The sequence below is a fragment of the Microcoleus sp. S1D4 genome (genome assembly GCF_036700765.1).
In the GTDB taxonomy this organism is placed as follows: domain Bacteria; phylum Cyanobacteriota; class Cyanobacteriia; order Cyanobacteriales; family Microcoleaceae; genus Microcoleus.
This window is the reverse complement of sequence record NZ_JAUBPP010000019.1, coordinates 82,835-99,215: the sequence shown is the minus strand read 5'-3', so window position 1 is coordinate 99,215 and position 16,381 is coordinate 82,835. Positions and strand designations below refer to the sequence as shown.

11 protein-coding genes are annotated in these 16,381 nt (G+C 44.5%); 3 read left to right on the top strand and 8 right to left on the bottom strand.

Annotated features, from left to right (window positions below):
* Nucleotides 1–176 precede the first annotated feature (176 nt).
* The 7 genes from QT998_RS19660 to thrS all read right to left on the bottom strand — a co-directional run bounded on the left by QT998_RS19660 (nt 177) and on the right by thrS (nt 6,397).
* Entirely contained in the window at nt 177–689 is a 513-nt protein-coding gene (locus QT998_RS19660) for a diacylglycerol kinase family protein (RefSeq protein WP_333092370.1), read from the bottom strand.
* Between the two features lie 161 nt (nt 690–850).
* Nucleotides 851–1,387 (bottom strand): rRNA maturation RNase YbeY, encoded by a 537-nt coding sequence (gene ybeY / locus QT998_RS19655; RefSeq protein WP_333092380.1) that lies wholly within the window; start codon nt 1,385–1,387, stop codon nt 851–853.
* Between the two features lie 209 nt (nt 1,388–1,596).
* Nucleotides 1,597–1,818 (bottom strand): DUF3285 domain-containing protein, encoded by a 222-nt coding sequence (locus QT998_RS19650; RefSeq protein ID WP_194012213.1) that lies wholly within the window; start codon nt 1,816–1,818, stop codon nt 1,597–1,599.
* A gap of 96 nt (nt 1,819–1,914) precedes the next feature.
* Complete coding sequence (locus QT998_RS19645) at nt 1,915–2,709, bottom strand: DUF4058 family protein (RefSeq protein ID WP_333117160.1); 795 nt, start codon at nt 2,707–2,709, stop codon at nt 1,915–1,917.
* Between the two features lie 144 nt (nt 2,710–2,853).
* A complete protein-coding gene (locus QT998_RS19640; protein WP_333117159.1) occupies nt 2,854–3,639 on the bottom strand; it encodes a DUF4058 family protein in 786 nt (261 codons plus the stop codon).
* Nucleotides 3,640–3,669: 30 nt separating this feature from the next.
* The gene (locus QT998_RS19635) at nt 3,670–4,458 is read right to left on the bottom strand and encodes a DUF4058 family protein (protein ID WP_333092367.1); all 789 of its coding nucleotides are present in this window, start codon (nt 4,456–4,458) and stop codon (nt 3,670–3,672) included.
* 109 nt (nt 4,459–4,567) lie between these two features.
* On the bottom strand, nt 4,568–6,397 hold the full coding sequence (gene thrS / locus QT998_RS19630; RefSeq protein WP_333117158.1) for a threonine--tRNA ligase: 1,830 nt from the start codon (nt 6,395–6,397) through the stop codon (nt 4,568–4,570).
* Nucleotides 6,398–6,953: 556 nt separating this feature from the next.
* On the opposite strand from thrS, the gene QT998_RS19625 reads away from it, so the two are divergent.
* The 3 genes from QT998_RS19625 (at nt 6,954) to QT998_RS19615 (ending at nt 9,950) form a co-directional block, all read left to right on the top strand.
* Complete coding sequence (locus QT998_RS19625; RefSeq protein WP_194065611.1) at nt 6,954–7,283, top strand: DUF2605 domain-containing protein; 330 nt, start codon at nt 6,954–6,956, stop codon at nt 7,281–7,283.
* Between the two features lie 158 nt (nt 7,284–7,441).
* Entirely contained in the window at nt 7,442–7,753 is a 312-nt protein-coding gene (locus tag QT998_RS19620) for a DUF2973 domain-containing protein (RefSeq protein ID WP_194012206.1), read from the top strand.
* A gap of 184 nt (nt 7,754–7,937) precedes the next feature.
* A complete protein-coding gene (locus QT998_RS19615) occupies nt 7,938–9,950 on the top strand; it encodes a DICT sensory domain-containing protein (RefSeq protein WP_333117156.1) in 2,013 nt (670 codons plus the stop codon).
* Between the two features lie 343 nt (nt 9,951–10,293).
* On the opposite strand, the gene QT998_RS19610 is transcribed toward QT998_RS19615, so the two are convergent.
* The gene (locus QT998_RS19610) at nt 10,294–16,176 is read right to left on the bottom strand and encodes a protein kinase domain-containing protein (protein WP_333117155.1); all 5,883 of its coding nucleotides are present in this window, start codon (nt 16,174–16,176) and stop codon (nt 10,294–10,296) included.
* Between the last annotated feature and the right edge of the window lie 205 nt (nt 16,177–16,381).

Sequence of the window (16,381 nt, the reverse complement as noted above, 5' to 3'; positions counted from 1 at the left end):
GGTTAAGTTGGATTTTAGGTTTTAGATTTTAGATCTTAGATTGAGTCGCTGCCTGAATGCAATAGTTTGAAGATTTTAGATAGATGCCGAAGATAAAAATAGCTGCAATATGTACGAATAAAACTAAAAACCTCAAATTGGTCATCTAAAACCTAAGATTTGCCTTACCCAATAAGTTACGGACGGACGATCGCAATTTGCACCACTTCCCACAACGGAGGAAGCAGAAGTGCACCAGCGACTATCGCCGCCGCCATTGCCGATACCAGAACTGCTCCGGCAGCGCAGTCTTTGGCAATTTTGGCTAGTTCGTGGTAAGATTGCCCGACCGTTAAGTCTACCACCGATTCGATCGCCGTATTCAAAAGTTCCATTGCTAAAACTATACCAATGGTGACGCCGATCACAGATATTTCTACAGGTTTCAGTTGCAGATATAGCCCTAGTCCGATCGCCAAAGTGCCTATAAAAGTGTGAATCCGAAAATTTCGCTGAGTTTCAAAAGCATAACTCAACCCGCCCCAAGCGTATCTAAAACTCGTAGCTAAGCTTGATGCAATTTTCCAGGACAGTTCTCGCTTGTATTTCAAGGCTTTTTTCGGTTCGTTGTCTGTCGCACTCGAAGAGTCTTGAGGCACGATCGCAATGTGTGCAATGTTTGATGAAATAGAGGGTCGCTCTAGTGTCATAAATAACCAACTTTAAGTTACAGAGATGAATGAAAGCTAGACTTTTCAAATTTACTTAATCAAGTCTAGTTAACTTTCCTAAGTTTTTACTAAAGTTTTGGTGTAATTTCAGAAAGTTATGTTGGGCTTGATGTGATTGGTTAAGTAACCATCAACTTCAGCTATGCTGTTTGGATCTCAATATCGATCGCCCGTAGCAGTGTTTCTTGTCTGTCTAGCATTTGAGTCAGACTCTCCTCATCCGGGTGATCCCAGCCCAAAAGGTGTAGAAAACCGTGGGCTGCGAGCCAAGCTAATTCGGTTTTCAGCGGATGTCCTTGCTGCTGGGCTTGTCGCTGAGCCGTATCGATCGAGATTACGATATCACCCAAGTATAAGGGTTCAGAGGACTGCATTTCCTCTAGCTGAGGACAGTCTACCTCTAAAGCTGCGAAAGCTAGTACATCCGTCGGTCGATCGAGCTGGCGGTACTGGGCGTTGAGGGCTTGGATATCGGCATCGGCAGTTAAACGCAGGCTGACTTCGTAGCCTGGGGCGGATGGCACATCCGCCTCTTGGTTTTCCAGCCAAACGCTAAACCAATTTTCCCAAGTTTCCGTTGAAATTTCCCCGCTGGCTGCACTTTCAGGGAGGTTGGAACCGTCGGCGGACGATCGGGCTAGCCCATAACAGTCTTCGACGTTCACCTCAATTAGCATTTTCAGCATTTTTTGTCAAGCAATTTATTCAATTTTTGGGCAATTTCACATTGGGCAGGCTAATCGACTTTTTGCTTTTAGCTGGCAGATTACAGGAATCTGTAGAAGATTGCAACGGGTCGATCGCGCGATCGGACAAAAGGGCCCGCTATGGAACCCGCACAGGCGCGTGAGTGTGTGTATCGACGAGGTTTCCAGCGCCCGGTGTTCTAAGAGTTGAAATAGCGATCGAGAAAAGCCAAACCGACGAGTACGCCCAAAAGTCCGGCCGCCGTCAAAGCAAAATGAAACAAAGAAGTCGCGCGCTTGCGAACCATATTCCGCATCGCCAGCTTGACATAACTCGGTGGAGGTGCATTGTTTGTCGGCGCTGTCGGAGTTTCGGCGGCGAGCTCTTCGGAGGCGGGAGTTGTGGAGGGAGGTTGACTCATAACGGTTAGTTTAGAAGGTTAACAGAGGGGCTGCTGAAGACAGACTCGCCACGATGGTAACAAAAATGTAACGTTTTGTGTAGGATTTTTTAGGTCTCAGACGGCAGGAGGCTGGTTTCCCGCAACGCCAGAATCAGCCCAAACAGCATCGGCTTCCGACAGCGGGGGCATTAACTGGGCCGTATAATCGAGAGTAATGTCATAGGCGGCGCGATCGTACACTGTATTCAACAGCGCCTGCAAATCTACAATTGGTTCCACATCGCCGCCGCGCAAAGGCAAAGGAAAACAAGGAATCGCATCCTGTAGATTAAAAACGTATAAATCCGCCCTAGGTCTTTGATTGCTCCGACTCACCAAAATCCGATAATGAGCTGCAATATCATTGTCCAAAACCGGGAGAGGTTCCCAACCCCGCAACAAATCAATCTCCACAAAATTAGTGCGACTTCCGAATATCTTATCCCGCTTTTCCTCATACATTTCGCGCCCTTTTCCCGGACGTTTATTAGCAGGTGAAAGAACTTCAATCACCGTCACAACTTCCTTAGTTGCCATATCTATCACCTCCAAATACCCTTCTCTCACCTCCTCAGACATCGCCAATCTTATTTTCACAGGTTCAGTAGTTCGTGTGGCGACAGCTACATTCGATGTACTTGGATTTCGGGAAACGGGATTGCACAGGATAGATATATCAGCAGGCATCCCGACTAACAGAGATTGTTCTCCCTTGAGTTCATAAATGCGCTTTTCAATCGCCACTCGATATTTGGGCACCAGTTGCGGAACCAATGACTTCTGAATCATACCAATCAGCAAGTGATGTACTTCTGGCCAAAAATCAGGACTTTCTAAATAAGGATTCATCCCCGGAAATGGATTAGGCATTGATTTAACTTTTGTTGATTTAACTACTTAGGACTTGTGAAGGGGTAGCCTGAAACCGGGTTTTTGCTCAGAAGACACGTTACAGCCCGCAAAAACCGCAAAAAACCCGGTTTATGAAGATTTTGATGCGTCCAGCCACTGTTATCATCCCCTCAATTCCCTCTCCCGCAACAAAGCATCCGCCCAAGCAGCATCGGCTTCCGACAGTGCGGGAAGGGCTGCGGCGGTGTAATCTATTCTAAAATCATAGGCGGCGCGATCGTAAACCCCATTTAATAACGCTTGTAAATCTACAATTGGTTCCACATCGCCTCCGCGCAAAGGCAAAGGAAAAGCCGGAATTGCATCCGGTAGATTAAACAAATACAAATCAGCCGCGGGGCGACAATCTCCCCGACTCACCAAAATCCGATAACTTCCCTCAATATCATTCCCAAAAACAGGCAAAGGTTGGTAACTTCGCAGCAAGTCAATTTCCACTAAGTGCGATCGACTTCCGAACACCTTATACCGTTTTTCCTCATACATCTCCCGCCCTTTGCCGCGCTTGTTAGTCGGCGAAAGCACTTCTATTACTGTAACTACTTTCTTAGTTTCCTGTTCTATTACCTGCAAATAACTTTCTCTAACTTCCACCGTTGTAGGCACTCTCACTCTCACAGCCGTCACAGGCGGCGACATGACAGCAACATTTCCAGTGCTAGAAGTTGCTGGAATTGGCGATCGCTGCACGGCCACATCGGGAATACCGACCAATAAAGCATCTTCCCCGCTGATTTGATAAATTCTTTGTTCGATGTCCACTAAATACTTAGGCAGCAGTTGCGGAGTCAAAAAATCTGCGATCGCCACTATCAACCGATTGTGAACCGCCCGCCAAAAGTCAGGACTTTCTAAATAGGGATTCATCCCCGGAAATGGATTAGGCATAGTAATATATTGTTGAAATTTTCCACTACATTAACCTCTCAATCCAGTCTCCCGCAACAAACCATCAGCCCAAGCAGCATCGGCTTCCGACAGCGCAGGAACGGGTTCGGCGGTATAATCGATTTCAAAATCATATCCCGCGCGATCGTATACTTGATTAATCAGCGCCTGTAAATCCAAAACAGGCTCTACATCTTCTGGACGTAAAGGCAAGGGAAATGCAGGAATTGGATTGGGAAGGTTGAATAAGTATAAATCTGCGATCGGACGTTGATTGCTGCGACTGACTAAAACACGACAGTCGCTTTCATTGGAATCTCCCAAAACTGGCAAAGGTTCCCCACCTCGCAACAAGTCTATTTCGACTAAATGCGTACTGCTATCAAATATTTTCTTGCGCTTACTGCCATACTTTTCTCGACCTTCCCCTCGGCGTTTATTTGCAGGTGAAAGCACTTCAATAACGGTAACAACTTCCTTTGTTGCCATGTCGATTACTTCTAAATATCCTTCCCGAAATTCTTCCGACACTGGGATTCTAACTTTTAGAGGTTCCACAGTTCGGGAAGCGACAGCAACATGAGATGATACTGGATTTGTTCGATAGCGTTTCTGTTGGATAGAGACATCAGGAATCCCTACCAATAGAGAAGTTTCACCTGGAATTTCATAAATTCGCTTTTCAATAGCGACGCGGTATTTTGGGTGTAATTGCGGAGTTAGTGACTCTTTAATCGCACTAATCAGCAAGTGATGAACTTCTGGCCAAAAGTCAGGATGTTCTAAATAGGGATTCATCCCCGGAAAAGGATTAGGCATAATCGTACCTCCCGTTGATTACTATCATTTTAGCAAACAGATTAGAAAAACGCAGACAATATCAAACTATCATCTGCGTTAATCCGCCTTCATCTGCGGTTAAAAAAAACTAAAAATCGCCGTAACTGCTAATAGCCCTCTGCAACCTCCCAATAACTTCATCAACCGAAATCGCCCCCAACTCCCCAGAAGCACGAGTCCGAATATTCAAACTATTAGACTCAACCTCCTTCGCACCCACAACACTCATCACCGGAATTTTATCCTTCTCAGCATTGCGAATCAACTTGCCCAAACGCTCGCTATTCTCATCAGCTTCAGCGCGAATATTTAGCGCCTGCATCTTCGCCGCAACTTCCTTCGCAAACGGCAAAAACTCCGCGCTCACAGGCAACAACCGCACCTGAACCGGCGCTAACCACAGCGGAAAATCCCCCGCGTACTGTTCGATTAAAATCCCGATCAAGCGCTCCAAAGAACCGAAAGGAGCGCGGTGAATCATCACCGGACGCTTGCGAGTGCCGTCTTCAGCGACATATTCCAAATCAAAACGTTCTGGCAAATTGTAATCTACCTGAACAGTTCCTAATTGCCATTCTCTATCCAAGACATCTTGGAAAATGAAATCTAGTTTAGGGCCGTAAAAAGCCGCTTCCCCGATTCCTTCAAAATAATTCATTCCCAAAGTTTCCACCGCGCGGCGGATTGCACCTTGCGCCTTTTCCCAAGCTTCATCGGAACCGATGTATTTCTCTAAATTTTCTGGATCGCGGAAACTCAAACGCGCCTTAAAATTCTTCAGTTGCAAACTCTTGAACACTGACAGAATCAAATCCACCACGCTCAAAAATTCAGCATCCAACTGTTCCGGCGTGACAAATAAGTGGGAATCATCCACCGTAAAGCCGCGCACTCTGGTTAAACCGCCCAATTCTCCCGATTGTTCGTAGCGGTAAACTGTGCCGAATTCGGCTAACCGCATCGGCAGTTCGCGATAGGAACGCAGTTCGCTTTTATAAATTTGAATGTGAAAAGGGCAGTTCATCGGTTTCATCACAAAACCCTGTTCGTTGGCTGCCGCTTCTGCATCCTCCGCCATCAGCGGAAACATATCTTCTTTGTATTTCTGCCAATGTCCAGAAATTTTGAACAAATCGACTCTGGCGATGTGGGGTGTCACAACTTGCAAGTAGCCGCGCTTGATTTGTTCTTGTTTCAAGTAATCTTCTAGAATACTTCTCAAAATAGTGCCTTTGGGTGTCCACAAAGGCAAACCTGGCCCAACTGCATCGGCAAAAATAAATAAGCCTAATTCTTTGCCTAATTTACGGTGATCTCGTCTTAGGGCTTCTTCTTTGCGGTGCTTGTAGGCTTCTAGCTGTTCGGGTGTTTCCCAAGCTGTGCCGTAAATTCGCTGCAACTGAGCTTTGGTTTCGTCGCCGCGCCAGTATGCTCCGGCGAGACTTTCTAGCTCGATCGCCCTTCCGTTGATTTCACTGGTATTATCCAAATGGGGCCCAGCGCACAAATCCCACCATTCGTCACCCAAATGGTAAAGAGTAATCGGTTCGATCAAACCTGCCAAAATTTCTAATTTGTAAGGTTCATTAATCTCCTTAATTCTGCGTTGGGCTTCCTCGCGGCTGACTTCTTCGCGAGTTACAGGTAATTTGCGGTTGATGATTTTGATCATTTCTTTTTTAATTGCCTTGAGATCCTTTTCGGTAAAAGGTTCCGGGCTGTCAAAATCGTAATAGAAACCGTTTTCAATCCAAGGGCCGATTGTTACTTGAGCCTTGGGAAATAACTTCTGTACCGCCATCGCCATAACGTGAGATGTGGTGTGGCGAATTTTTTTTAGTTGCTCCGACTCGCTGGTGCGGGGCAACTGAATTTTAACGGACTCTTCTGGAGCGTTCATGGATTCTGAGCTAGACATCGGCTGAATTTAGCAATTAATGAGAGTTGCAGTTGCTTCTATCTTACTCAGAATGGGACTGCAACCGCTGACTTCCGGCTGGGGGACATTCCTGGAAATTACGGCAACTGCCCGTCAGGGTTGCAGCGTTTGTTCGGGGAGGCTGCCCGATTGAAACCGGGTTTTTTAATTTGGGTGCGGGCTGTAACGAAAGTATTGCGCGAAAAAACTTGGTTTTTAACAACTCGTGCGGCCAACTAATCTCGTTTCCGGTTGCATCGGAATAATAAAATCGAATCAACAGTCAACAGTCAACAGTCAACACTCAACAGCCAACAGTCAACACTCAACACTCAACAGTCAACAGCCAACACTCAACAGTCATGAGGAGTGCAACCAGAATTGATATAATTTGCCACAATTGGGGGATTTTGACTCAAAAATCGCCGCTCGTATGGTTAAGTTTATTCACGCCCACCTGCTAGTTTTTTTAAATCCTTGAATTATTGTTAATAATATGTTACAGATTGTAAAGCACGTTTAAGGTTAGAATAAGTAGATAACCCAATTTTTATTCATGCTTAATTCCAATTTGCCGGAATCAGAGTTGCTCAAATCCCTACTGGAACCGCTGTTAGAGGATTTTAAATACTGGTTCGAGCGATCGACCACTCTCTTAGAAACTGAGGAAATTCCCTTTCTGAGCGGCGAGGATCAATCCGACTTGCTGGCGCGAGTCAAACAGGCTCAGCAAGAAGTAGGCGCCGCTAGAGCTCTATTTCAAGCAACCGGAGGTCAAGTTGCAATTGAAACCGCAGCACTGATGCCGTGGCACAGACTGCTCGCCGAATGCTGGCAAGTATCGGCTCGCTTTCGTTCGTCGCAGTCAGCTCCCCGTGAAAAATAAGGAAGCGAGTTCAAGTTAAACTTGTTGTTAAATCCCAAACAAGAGGAAATGTCGCGGCCGATTTGAAAAGTTCCAACAGATTTCCAGTTAATAAGTTATTACTTGCTGAAACACGTTTGTAAACTGCTGTGCGGCTGTTTAGCCGGGAGGAAAATATCATGTTACACCTGCTTTATATTTTAGCTTTCACTGTTCTGGCCTTTCTGGCAGTCGGTAACTTAATCCGCAGTCTTGTCACGGTAGGTATGGAGTCCCAGCGCCCCCAACAATTCAGGGCAAATCATGGCTCCGCATCCTATCCTCGCTCTCAAGCTGTACCCCATCCAGAACTGTTAGACGAATACGGAAACGTTGTCAACGAGCCGCTGTTAGTGATGCGTTCGCTGACTGTCCAAGATGCCCGCGAACAATTAGATGCTCTCTACAAATCATCTCCCGGCGGCAGCGACGAAGGGGGCGAACGACGCTAATTTAATCGCAGTCGCAGCATTTATACTCAGAGTCGCTGGTACTGAAAAAAATAATTGGCCGTTAGTTTCTCGCTAACGGCCAATTTGTAGCGACTTTTGAGAGATACTGGAAAAATATCGATCTCAACTTACGGTCGATCCCTTTCCAGTTTTGTCAACGGCAAAAATGCACGTTTAAAGCTAGATGATCGTCCCTATTTCGCTACTGGCAGAACTTCTGCAAGCTTTGCCCCCACTGCGGGCACAAATTTATTTCAAATCTTCCATGACAGCGCTGTCTCACGCGATGGAAGACTTGGTTTTGACTGGCTCCGACGACGAACCGCTAGTGATTGCTAGTTTTCAGCGAGAACGCTTCTACCTGCAGGAAGCTCACCGCTATCGGCGAATTGCTGCTCTATCTTCTCAGGTATACGTGCTAGCAGTACCGGAAACTGAGTTTAAAAATTCCTCGGAACATTACGAAACTGTGGCGTTTGCACCGGAGGACACATTAAGTCAAGAGTGGCACTTAGTGGTGCTGGGGCAACACTACTCAACTTGTCTGATTTGTCAAGAAAAAATTGTGCCGATCGAGAATCAGGACGATCGCGGCCCGCTGTTGATGGATCAAGGTCGCAGATTTGAGGGAGTTTGGACGTTCGACAGGGAGGTAAGCTGCAAAGCTGCCGAATTGTTGCTCGATCGCATTGTCAAATATCGCCCGGAATTGGCCGAAAAGATCGATCGAGCGCGTACAACTTACAAGCTGGGAAAAAACACCAAAAAAAACAGGAAATCCGCGACTTCCCAAGCCACCAAACCAGAAAAAAGCGCGCCAAAAAACTCAAGAGTTCCCAATCCCAAATTGAGCGACGCTTTTACCAAACGCTTAGTAACCTATTTGCAATCAGGCCAGCACAAACTGCTGAAAGCATACAGCGCGATCGCCGCCCAGGAACGCAAAGAACGCCTCATAAACTTAATTACAACGGCAATGCGGCAGTCTCTCAACCCGCAAGAAATCGTCGAAGTCGCAGTGCAAGAACTGGGAACAGCTTTGTCAGCCAGCCGCTGTTTGATTTATCGCTGCAAAGCCGCAGATGTGTCGGTCAAAATCGATCGCGAGTTTTTGCGCCTGGGTGCTAGTTCTCTATTAAATCAGACTTGGCCGCTACAGGAAAATCCAATATGGAGCGACGCGGTAGCGCGGCAAGAGCGAGTTTACATCCAAGACACAGCAGAACACCCGCTGATTGTCAATACAAAATCTTTGGGCAAAATTGTCAAAAATTGGCAGATAGTCTCTTGGTTGATGGTGCCGGTGCTTTATCATGGGCGGGTTTTGGGCATGGTGGAAATGCACCAGTGCCGATCGACTTCGCCTTGGGAAGAAGACGAAATTGCTTTAGTAGAGGCGATCGCCACCCAGCTCGGAGCAGCCTTAATTCAAGCAGAAACCTACGCTAATTTAGAAGAACTCAACCAACAATTAGAAGCATTAGACCGCACTCGCAGCAATCTCATAGCCATCACCGGACACGAACTCCGCACTCCGCTATCGACGATTCAAGTATGTCTGGAAAGTTTGAACTCCGAGCCAGATATGCCCCAAGAATTGCGAACAATCATGTTAGAAACAGCCCTCGGAGATGCCGATCGAATGCGTAAACTTGTCCAAGATTTTTTAACTCTTTCTAACCTAGAAAGCGGACAAGTTAAATGGAATGTAGAATCGCTGACGCTGCAAGAATGTGTGGACTTGGCCCTCAGCAGCGTGCGATCGCGCGGCGGACTCGATCGACAGTTACCGGAAATTATCACCGAAGTATCCGCAGAATTGCCATTAGTGCTAGCAGACGGCGAATGGTTAGTGGAGGTGCTGTCCAAACTCCTAGACAACGCTTGCAAATTCACCACACCGCAGGGAAGCGTCACCATCAGAGCCAAATGCAACGGTTCTGCGATGGTGGAAGTGCTGGTCGCCGATACGGGGCGGGGAATCGAGGCGAATAGCTTGAAAGTAGTGTTCGATCGATTTTATCAAGAAGAAGGAGCATTGCGGCGCAGCGCCGGCGGTACCGGTTTGGGATTGGCAATTTGCAAGCAGATTGTCGCCGGCTGGGGCGGTAAAATTTGGGCAGATTCCCCAGGAAAAGACCGAGGAAGCGAATTTCACTTTACTATTCCAATTGTTTACAATCAATTGACAAATTAAACCATAATAAAAACGGTTTAATCCTTCAAAATGCGAGTTCTCTGATTGATGCGAACTCGCATTCCGAACAATCAAACCGTTTTTGTAATGCGTAATTCAACGAAAATGACTAATGATATCAATTCCGGTTGCACTCATACATGATGTTAACAGTTAACAGTTAACTGTTGACTGTTAACAGTTAACTGTTGACTGTTAACTGTTAACCGTGAATTTACTATTCCGATGAATAGAGGATTTGATATGACTAATGACCAATGACTAATGACCAATGACTAATGACCAATGACTACTGACTACTGACTACTGACTACTGACTAATGACCAATGACCAATGACTCCCCTACATCGGAATACCAATCGCAAACTCTGTCCCCGATTCTAGCGAAGACAAACATTCCAAAGTTCCCCCATGTTTTTCAGTCACTATCTGATAGCAAATAGACAGTCCCAATCCCGTACCTTTACCTTCTACTTTCGTTGTAAAAAACGGCGTAAACAATTTTTTTCTTACAGCTTCCGGCATTCCCAGCCCGTTGTCAGCAATCCGAATCACAATCTTGTCAATTATTTCCGGTTCTTTCTCGCAAACTACCGCCGTAGAAATTAGAATTGTATTCGGATTTTCTTCAATTTCAGCGTAAGTTTTTCCCGCGTTAGCTTCTTCAAAAGCATCGATCGCATTAGCAATCAAATTCATAAATACTTGATTGAGTTGTCCGGGATGGCATTCTAATTTTGGCAAATCACCGTAATGTTTAATAACTTTAATAGCCGGCCTGTTGTTTTTCGCCTTGAGCCGGTGAGACAAAATCATTAAAGTAGTTTCAATACCTTCGTGGATGTCAACTGCTCTTTTGTGCAGAGTGTCGGTGCGGGAATAGTTGCGTAGAGATTGCATAATGTCGCGGATGCGATCGATTCCCATCTTCATTGACTCCGCAGTTTTGGGCAAATCAGCTAATAAATACTCTAGCTCTATCGATTCAATTTCCTGTTCAATTTCTGTTCCCGGTTCGGGAAATTTTTCTTGATAAAGATTCACCAAATTAATTAAATCAGCAATATATTCTTGGACGTAGTGCAAGTTCCCAGAAATAAAGCCAATAGGATTGTTCACTTCGTGAGCAACTCCAGCAACCAGTTGTCCGAGTTGCGAGATTTTTTCAGTTTGAACTAATTGCGCCTGAGTTTTTTGCAGTTCCATCAATATGTTTTCTAAATTTTCAGCTTTCTCTCTCAGTTGAGTTTCTGATGTTTGCAAAGCTTGTTCCGCTTGCTTGCGGTGACTGATATCGCGACCAATTGACAAAGCATGGGGTTTCCCTTTGTATTCAAAAAACTTGGCTCTTATCTCAAGATCGAATTCTGTACCGTCTTTTCGCAGCACCACAGTTTGACAATAAAATTCTTGGCGCGAGATGATGGTTGCGATAAACTCATCGAACAGATGTACGTAATTTGGGTGCTGGACATCGAGGGGACTCAAGCTCAAAAATTCCTCCCCAGAATAACCGTACATTTCGCAGACTACCGGGTTGACTGCCACAAATTTTCCGGTTTCCAAATCTACTAAGGTAAGTCCGTCTGCTACGCTCTCAAAAATAGTGCGGTACTCTTCTTCTTTTTGGGCGAGTTCGACTTGGGATTGTTGTAAATTTTCTAGGGATTCAGCTAATTGGCGGGATTGATTTTGTTCGCTAGCGTACAAGCGCGCATTTGCAATGGCAATTGCTGCTTGTGCGGTCAACATTTCCAAAAGTTTTAACCCTTCTTGGGTGAAGGCTCCGGGCACGAAGTTATTTTCTAAATAAACTATACCGATCGACTTTCCTTGATAGACTATTGGTGCGCACAAAACCGACTTTGGTTGATAATGTTGAATGTAGGTATCAAAGTGGTAAAGTGTTTCTTTAGCTGCATCGATTAGCACCAGCGGTTCCTGAGTTCTAGCGACGTAATTAATGAGGGAAATAGGAACTTGGCAGTTGTTTTGGATTTGGTGCAATTCTTCAAATATTGCATAATCGGGCCGATCGCTATCCGACACTTCAACAAACAAGTACCCGTCTCGTTCTAAAAGAATGCAGCCGGTTTGGGCTCCCGCATTTTCTAAAATAATATGCAGCAGTTTTTTTAATAATTTTTCTAAGACAATTTCGCTAGAAATAGCCTGGGAGGCTTTAATTACTGTTTTTAAGTCAAAAATATTGACATCAGCGGCTGTATTTGCAGTTCTAGTTATCGTTGTCGGAGCATCGCTGATTTTGTTAAACCAATCGAGATAAAATTTTTCTAGTCGATCGACTTTGGCAGTTGCACCCCACTCTAGATAGCAAAAGCGAGCGTCATTGAGATATATTTTAGCGAGATTGTAACGATTTTCTGCTAGATAAAATCGGGAAGCTAATTCATTGGCGAGGGCAGCATTTTGGACGAAGCCATGTTTGAGCGCGGAGGCGATCGCCCGATCGTAATGTTGCGCTGCTGTGTAGCTGTCTCCTGACAACCTCGCGATTTCTGCCTGAATTAATGAATATTTGTGTAGGTAATTTGCAGGGGAATGCTCTGCAAAATCTCGAAATTGGTCTCGACTAATATTGAGCTGTTTTCGGTAGAGCTTGGACTCGATATCGTTGGCTGTTGTGCAAGCAGCAGCTAGGGCGATCGCGTGATGGAAGCAAAAAACGGGATTGACAAAATGTCCTGCGCCGCCTTTCAAAAATTCTGCACCTGCGAGGGCATATTCTAATGCCCGATCGACCTCGCCAAACCAATTAGCTAGGGTGAGCTTGTAAAGATAAATTACAAAAGCAGTGGTAAGATCGGCAGAGGAATTCGCGAATGCTAAAAGCTGCTGTTCGTCGATGAAGGTTTCCGGTTCTAGGGCGGTTGCTGCTGGGGTGGTGAGTTGGGCGATCGCATTTTTGGTCAGCAAGTGATAAGCTAACATATTGCGATCGACCTTTGAGAGCACGGGAATAAATTTATCAGCAATTTCCGTAGATTTAGCCAAAGATTCGTTGCCAAAAAAGCCGATCCAAAGATAATTAATCGAAGCGTATCCCGACCATTGATAAGCACCTGTTTCTAAACCGCTACTGAAAGCTTTTAGTATAAAAGGCTTGCACTCATCAAGATATTTCATGTAATGTAAAGTTAAAGCCCCCCACATATGGAAAATACCAGCACCTAACTCTTTATTATCCCAGCGTTCGTAGAGGTTGAGCGATAGTTTTCCGGCGCTGCTACCAGCCTTGATTTCGCGATATTTGTTGACCAAAGTAAAGGCGTACAAAGTGTAAGCAAAGGCGGAAAATTGAGAATTGCCGTACAGTATGCTCGTTTGCACAAACTTCATCGCGCAGAGATATTGAGCGTTGGGACTGGTAAAATAGGCGATCGGGAAAAGTTCTTTCAAAATCCGGTGAGCTGCCAGTTTGAGCGGATCGGTAAGTTCTGGTAAATATGCCAATCGATCGATCGAGCCGCCAATCATCCTCTTCGTCTCGACTAATTCACTGGCTAGAAAATCATCATCCGGGTACGGCTCAATATCAATCCCCAAAGAATTTAAGGATTCAATCGCTAACTGATAAGCAGCAGATAAATCATTCTTCATCCGCAGACAAATTATTTTTAATTCTGCGATCGAACACCGTTCTAACAAAGTCTGAGATAGGGGTAAAATCCTGTCAAAAATAGCTAAAGCTGCATCATTTTTGCCATTCAAATATTCCGCTTTACCCCGTTCTAAATGTAGCCTCAAACTCAAGGCATAATTATCTTGCCAACTTGACACAGGCAAACAGTCGCACCCAGCTTGAAAAAAAGTAAGTGCATCTTCAAAAGCCGAAGCAGCTTTGGCAGTTTTCCCTGCTTGTAAATTTAATGCTGCTAATTCATAAAGTTCTTCAACATCGACAATCAACCCGCGAGCCAAGTTCAAATGATTGACAATATAAAAAATCTGTTTTTGGCGTTGGGCTTCATTGCTTAAGGTTAACAACAAACGTCCCAGCTTCCAGTGCACAGATTGTTTTTGCGAGTCAGGAATCATCACGTAAGCGGCTTGTTGAACCCGATCGTGTAAAAATTTATAGCGCGCTTTGTCGGCTATTTCTCCCAAATTATTTAATTCCTGCTGCTCAAATACTTGCGGTAATCGGTAGCCACAACCTAGAGGCAAAATCAACCCTACTTCCAACGCTTCCCACAAATCTTGTGCTGTTTGAGTCAAAGATTGTTCGCTCAATACTGACAATATATCTAAACTAAATTCGTTATCTGTACAAGCTGCCAACTGTAAAATTCTCTGAGTCGGTTTTGACAAATTTTGAATCTTTTTGACCATTAAGTTGACTACGTTTTCCGAAATATTTTGCTCTTTAATTTTTTGAATATCCCATTCCCATTCGCCGCAGGTTGCGTTAAATACTAGCAGTTTTTCATGATATAATGAATTCAATAATTGCTTTACAAAAAATGGGTTGCCGTTAGTTTTTTCTAAAAGTAATTTGGCAAAATCTGCCGCTTGTTTGCACTCGCATTTTAAAGTTTCCGAAATTAATCGGTTTACATCATAAATTGCTAAGGGTTGCAGCCGAATATTGGTCGTCGGAATTCCTGTTTCCATAATTGCCTCATTTGCCAGCATAAACGGATGCGTCGGGCTTACTTCATTATCTCGATAAGCAAGAATTAGCAGAAAGTAAGGGTTTTTTGCAAAGCTATTTTTTTGGTATAAATTGATTGTTCCAGCATCCATCCACTGACAGTCATCGAAAAACATTACCAAGGGATGTTCCGCAGTGGCAATTGCTTGAAATAACTGCTGAATCACTCGGTAGAAGCGGTTTTTAGATTCAACTAAACCAAGTTCTGGTACGTCTGGTTGCTCGCCCAAAATCAGTTGTAATTCCGGGACGGCATCGATCGCAACTCTGGCATTTTTTTGCAAAGCGTTGAGTAAATCTTTTCGCCATTCTGCTAGCTGATTTGGGGGTTCCATCAAAATTTGCTTAACTAAGTTACGCATAGCTTGAGTGAGACAAGCATAGGGAATATTTCGCTTGAATTGGTCAAATTTACCAGAGGTGAAGTAGGCACGCTGCCGCGTTAAATTGGGGATAATTTCATGGACTAATGCAGATTTGCCGATGCCGGAGTAGCCGCTTACTAGGACAATTTCACTGCTGCCGTTGCTGACGCGACTGTACACTTGTAATAGTTGTGCTATTTGCGTTTCTCGTCCGTAGAGTTTCTTAGGGATTGACAACTGACTGAGAGTATCGACTTGTCCGGGAATAAAGTTAACAATTGTCCCTAACTTCTCGATTTGATTTTGGCAGCGTTCTAAATCTGCTAACAATCCTGTAGCTGTTTGATACCTGTCTTCAGCATTTTTTGCCATAAGTTTTGCCACAATTTGGGTCAAAACAGGGGGAATTTGTGGGTTGAATTGTTGTACGGGAAGGGGTTGTTTGGCAATGTGACAGTGTACGATTTCTAATGGGTCGCTGCTGGTAAATGGTAATTGTCCTGTCAGCAGTTCGTAAAAGGTGACACCGAGAGAGTAGAAATCGCTGCGGTAGTCTAGAGGGCGGTTCATCCGCCCTGTTTGTTCTGGCGACATATAGGCCAGAGTTCCTTCTAGGCGATCGAGATTTTTTAAGTTGGTTTGTTCTTTTCTTAACCGCGAAGCGATGCTAAAATCAGCAATTTTTATTTGCTTAGTGTGGGGATTTATGATAATGTTATCAGGTTTAATATCTTTGTGAATGACTTGATTTTCATGCAGAAATATCAAAGCTTTGGTGATGGGCACGACTGTGTTAAAAAAATCGACAAGGGATAATTGGTAATTGGTGGCACTCGCTGGTGGACTATTTGTTTGCCCTGCGGCACATTTTAGCCGATCGCCTAGGGTGTTTATCCATTGTTTGAGGGAGATTCCTCCAATATCTTCTAATACTAATACTAAGTGATTTTGATGCGTTTCGAGTCTATAAATTTTGATAATATACTGAGAATCGAGATGTTTGGCGATATTATATTCGTGTTTGAACCTGGCAATCTGTTCGAGGGTAGGATAGTCAATTTTTAAAATCTTGAGAATGACTAACTGTTTCTCTGCTGTCGATACTGCTCGGTAAATAACTGTGTTAGTTCCTTGGTGAATGAGTTCTTGTAAGTTGTAACCTGAAATTTCCGAAGCTGGCAGCATAGTCGATCCTTCCCAGTTTATAATTAAGTTATTATTCTAGAATTTGACATTTCGATTCAAGATGAAAAGCGGGCGATCGCCTGGCCGCAAACAAGCCGGTTTGAAAGATATATCGATCGATCGCCCAATTTAAAAATTACTTACGTATTTACAGGTGTTTTTTATGTTCCCGGACGCAAAACAAACCGATTTCTACGAACAATAG

Excerpts from the sequence above, each read along its gene's own strand:
- QT998_RS19660 (WP_333092370.1), bottom strand. The coding sequence starts at position 689 with ATGACACTAGAGCGACCCTCTATTTCATCAAACATTGCACACATTGCG.
- ybeY (WP_333092380.1), bottom strand. The coding sequence starts at position 1,387 with ATGCTAATTGAGGTGAACGTCGAAGACTGTTATGGGCTAGCCCGATCG.
- QT998_RS19650 (WP_194012213.1), bottom strand. The coding sequence starts at position 1,818 with ATGAGTCAACCTCCCTCCACAACTCCCGCCTCCGAAGAGCTCGCCGCC.
- QT998_RS19645 (WP_333117160.1), bottom strand. The coding sequence starts at position 2,709 with ATGCCTAATCCATTTCCGGGGATGAATCCTTATTTAGAAAGTCCTGAT.
- QT998_RS19640 (WP_333117159.1), bottom strand. The coding sequence starts at position 3,639 with ATGCCTAATCCATTTCCGGGGATGAATCCCTATTTAGAAAGTCCTGAC.
- QT998_RS19635 (WP_333092367.1), bottom strand. The coding sequence starts at position 4,458 with ATGCCTAATCCTTTTCCGGGGATGAATCCCTATTTAGAACATCCTGAC.
- thrS (WP_333117158.1), bottom strand. The coding sequence starts at position 6,397 with ATGTCTAGCTCAGAATCCATGAACGCTCCAGAAGAGTCCGTTAAAATT.
- QT998_RS19625 (WP_194065611.1), top strand. The coding sequence starts at position 6,954 with ATGCTTAATTCCAATTTGCCGGAATCAGAGTTGCTCAAATCCCTACTG.
- QT998_RS19620 (WP_194012206.1), top strand. The coding sequence starts at position 7,442 with ATGTTACACCTGCTTTATATTTTAGCTTTCACTGTTCTGGCCTTTCTG.
- QT998_RS19615 (WP_333117156.1), top strand. The coding sequence starts at position 7,938 with ATGATCGTCCCTATTTCGCTACTGGCAGAACTTCTGCAAGCTTTGCCC.
- QT998_RS19610 (WP_333117155.1), bottom strand. The coding sequence starts at position 16,176 with ATGCTGCCAGCTTCGGAAATTTCAGGTTACAACTTACAAGAACTCATT.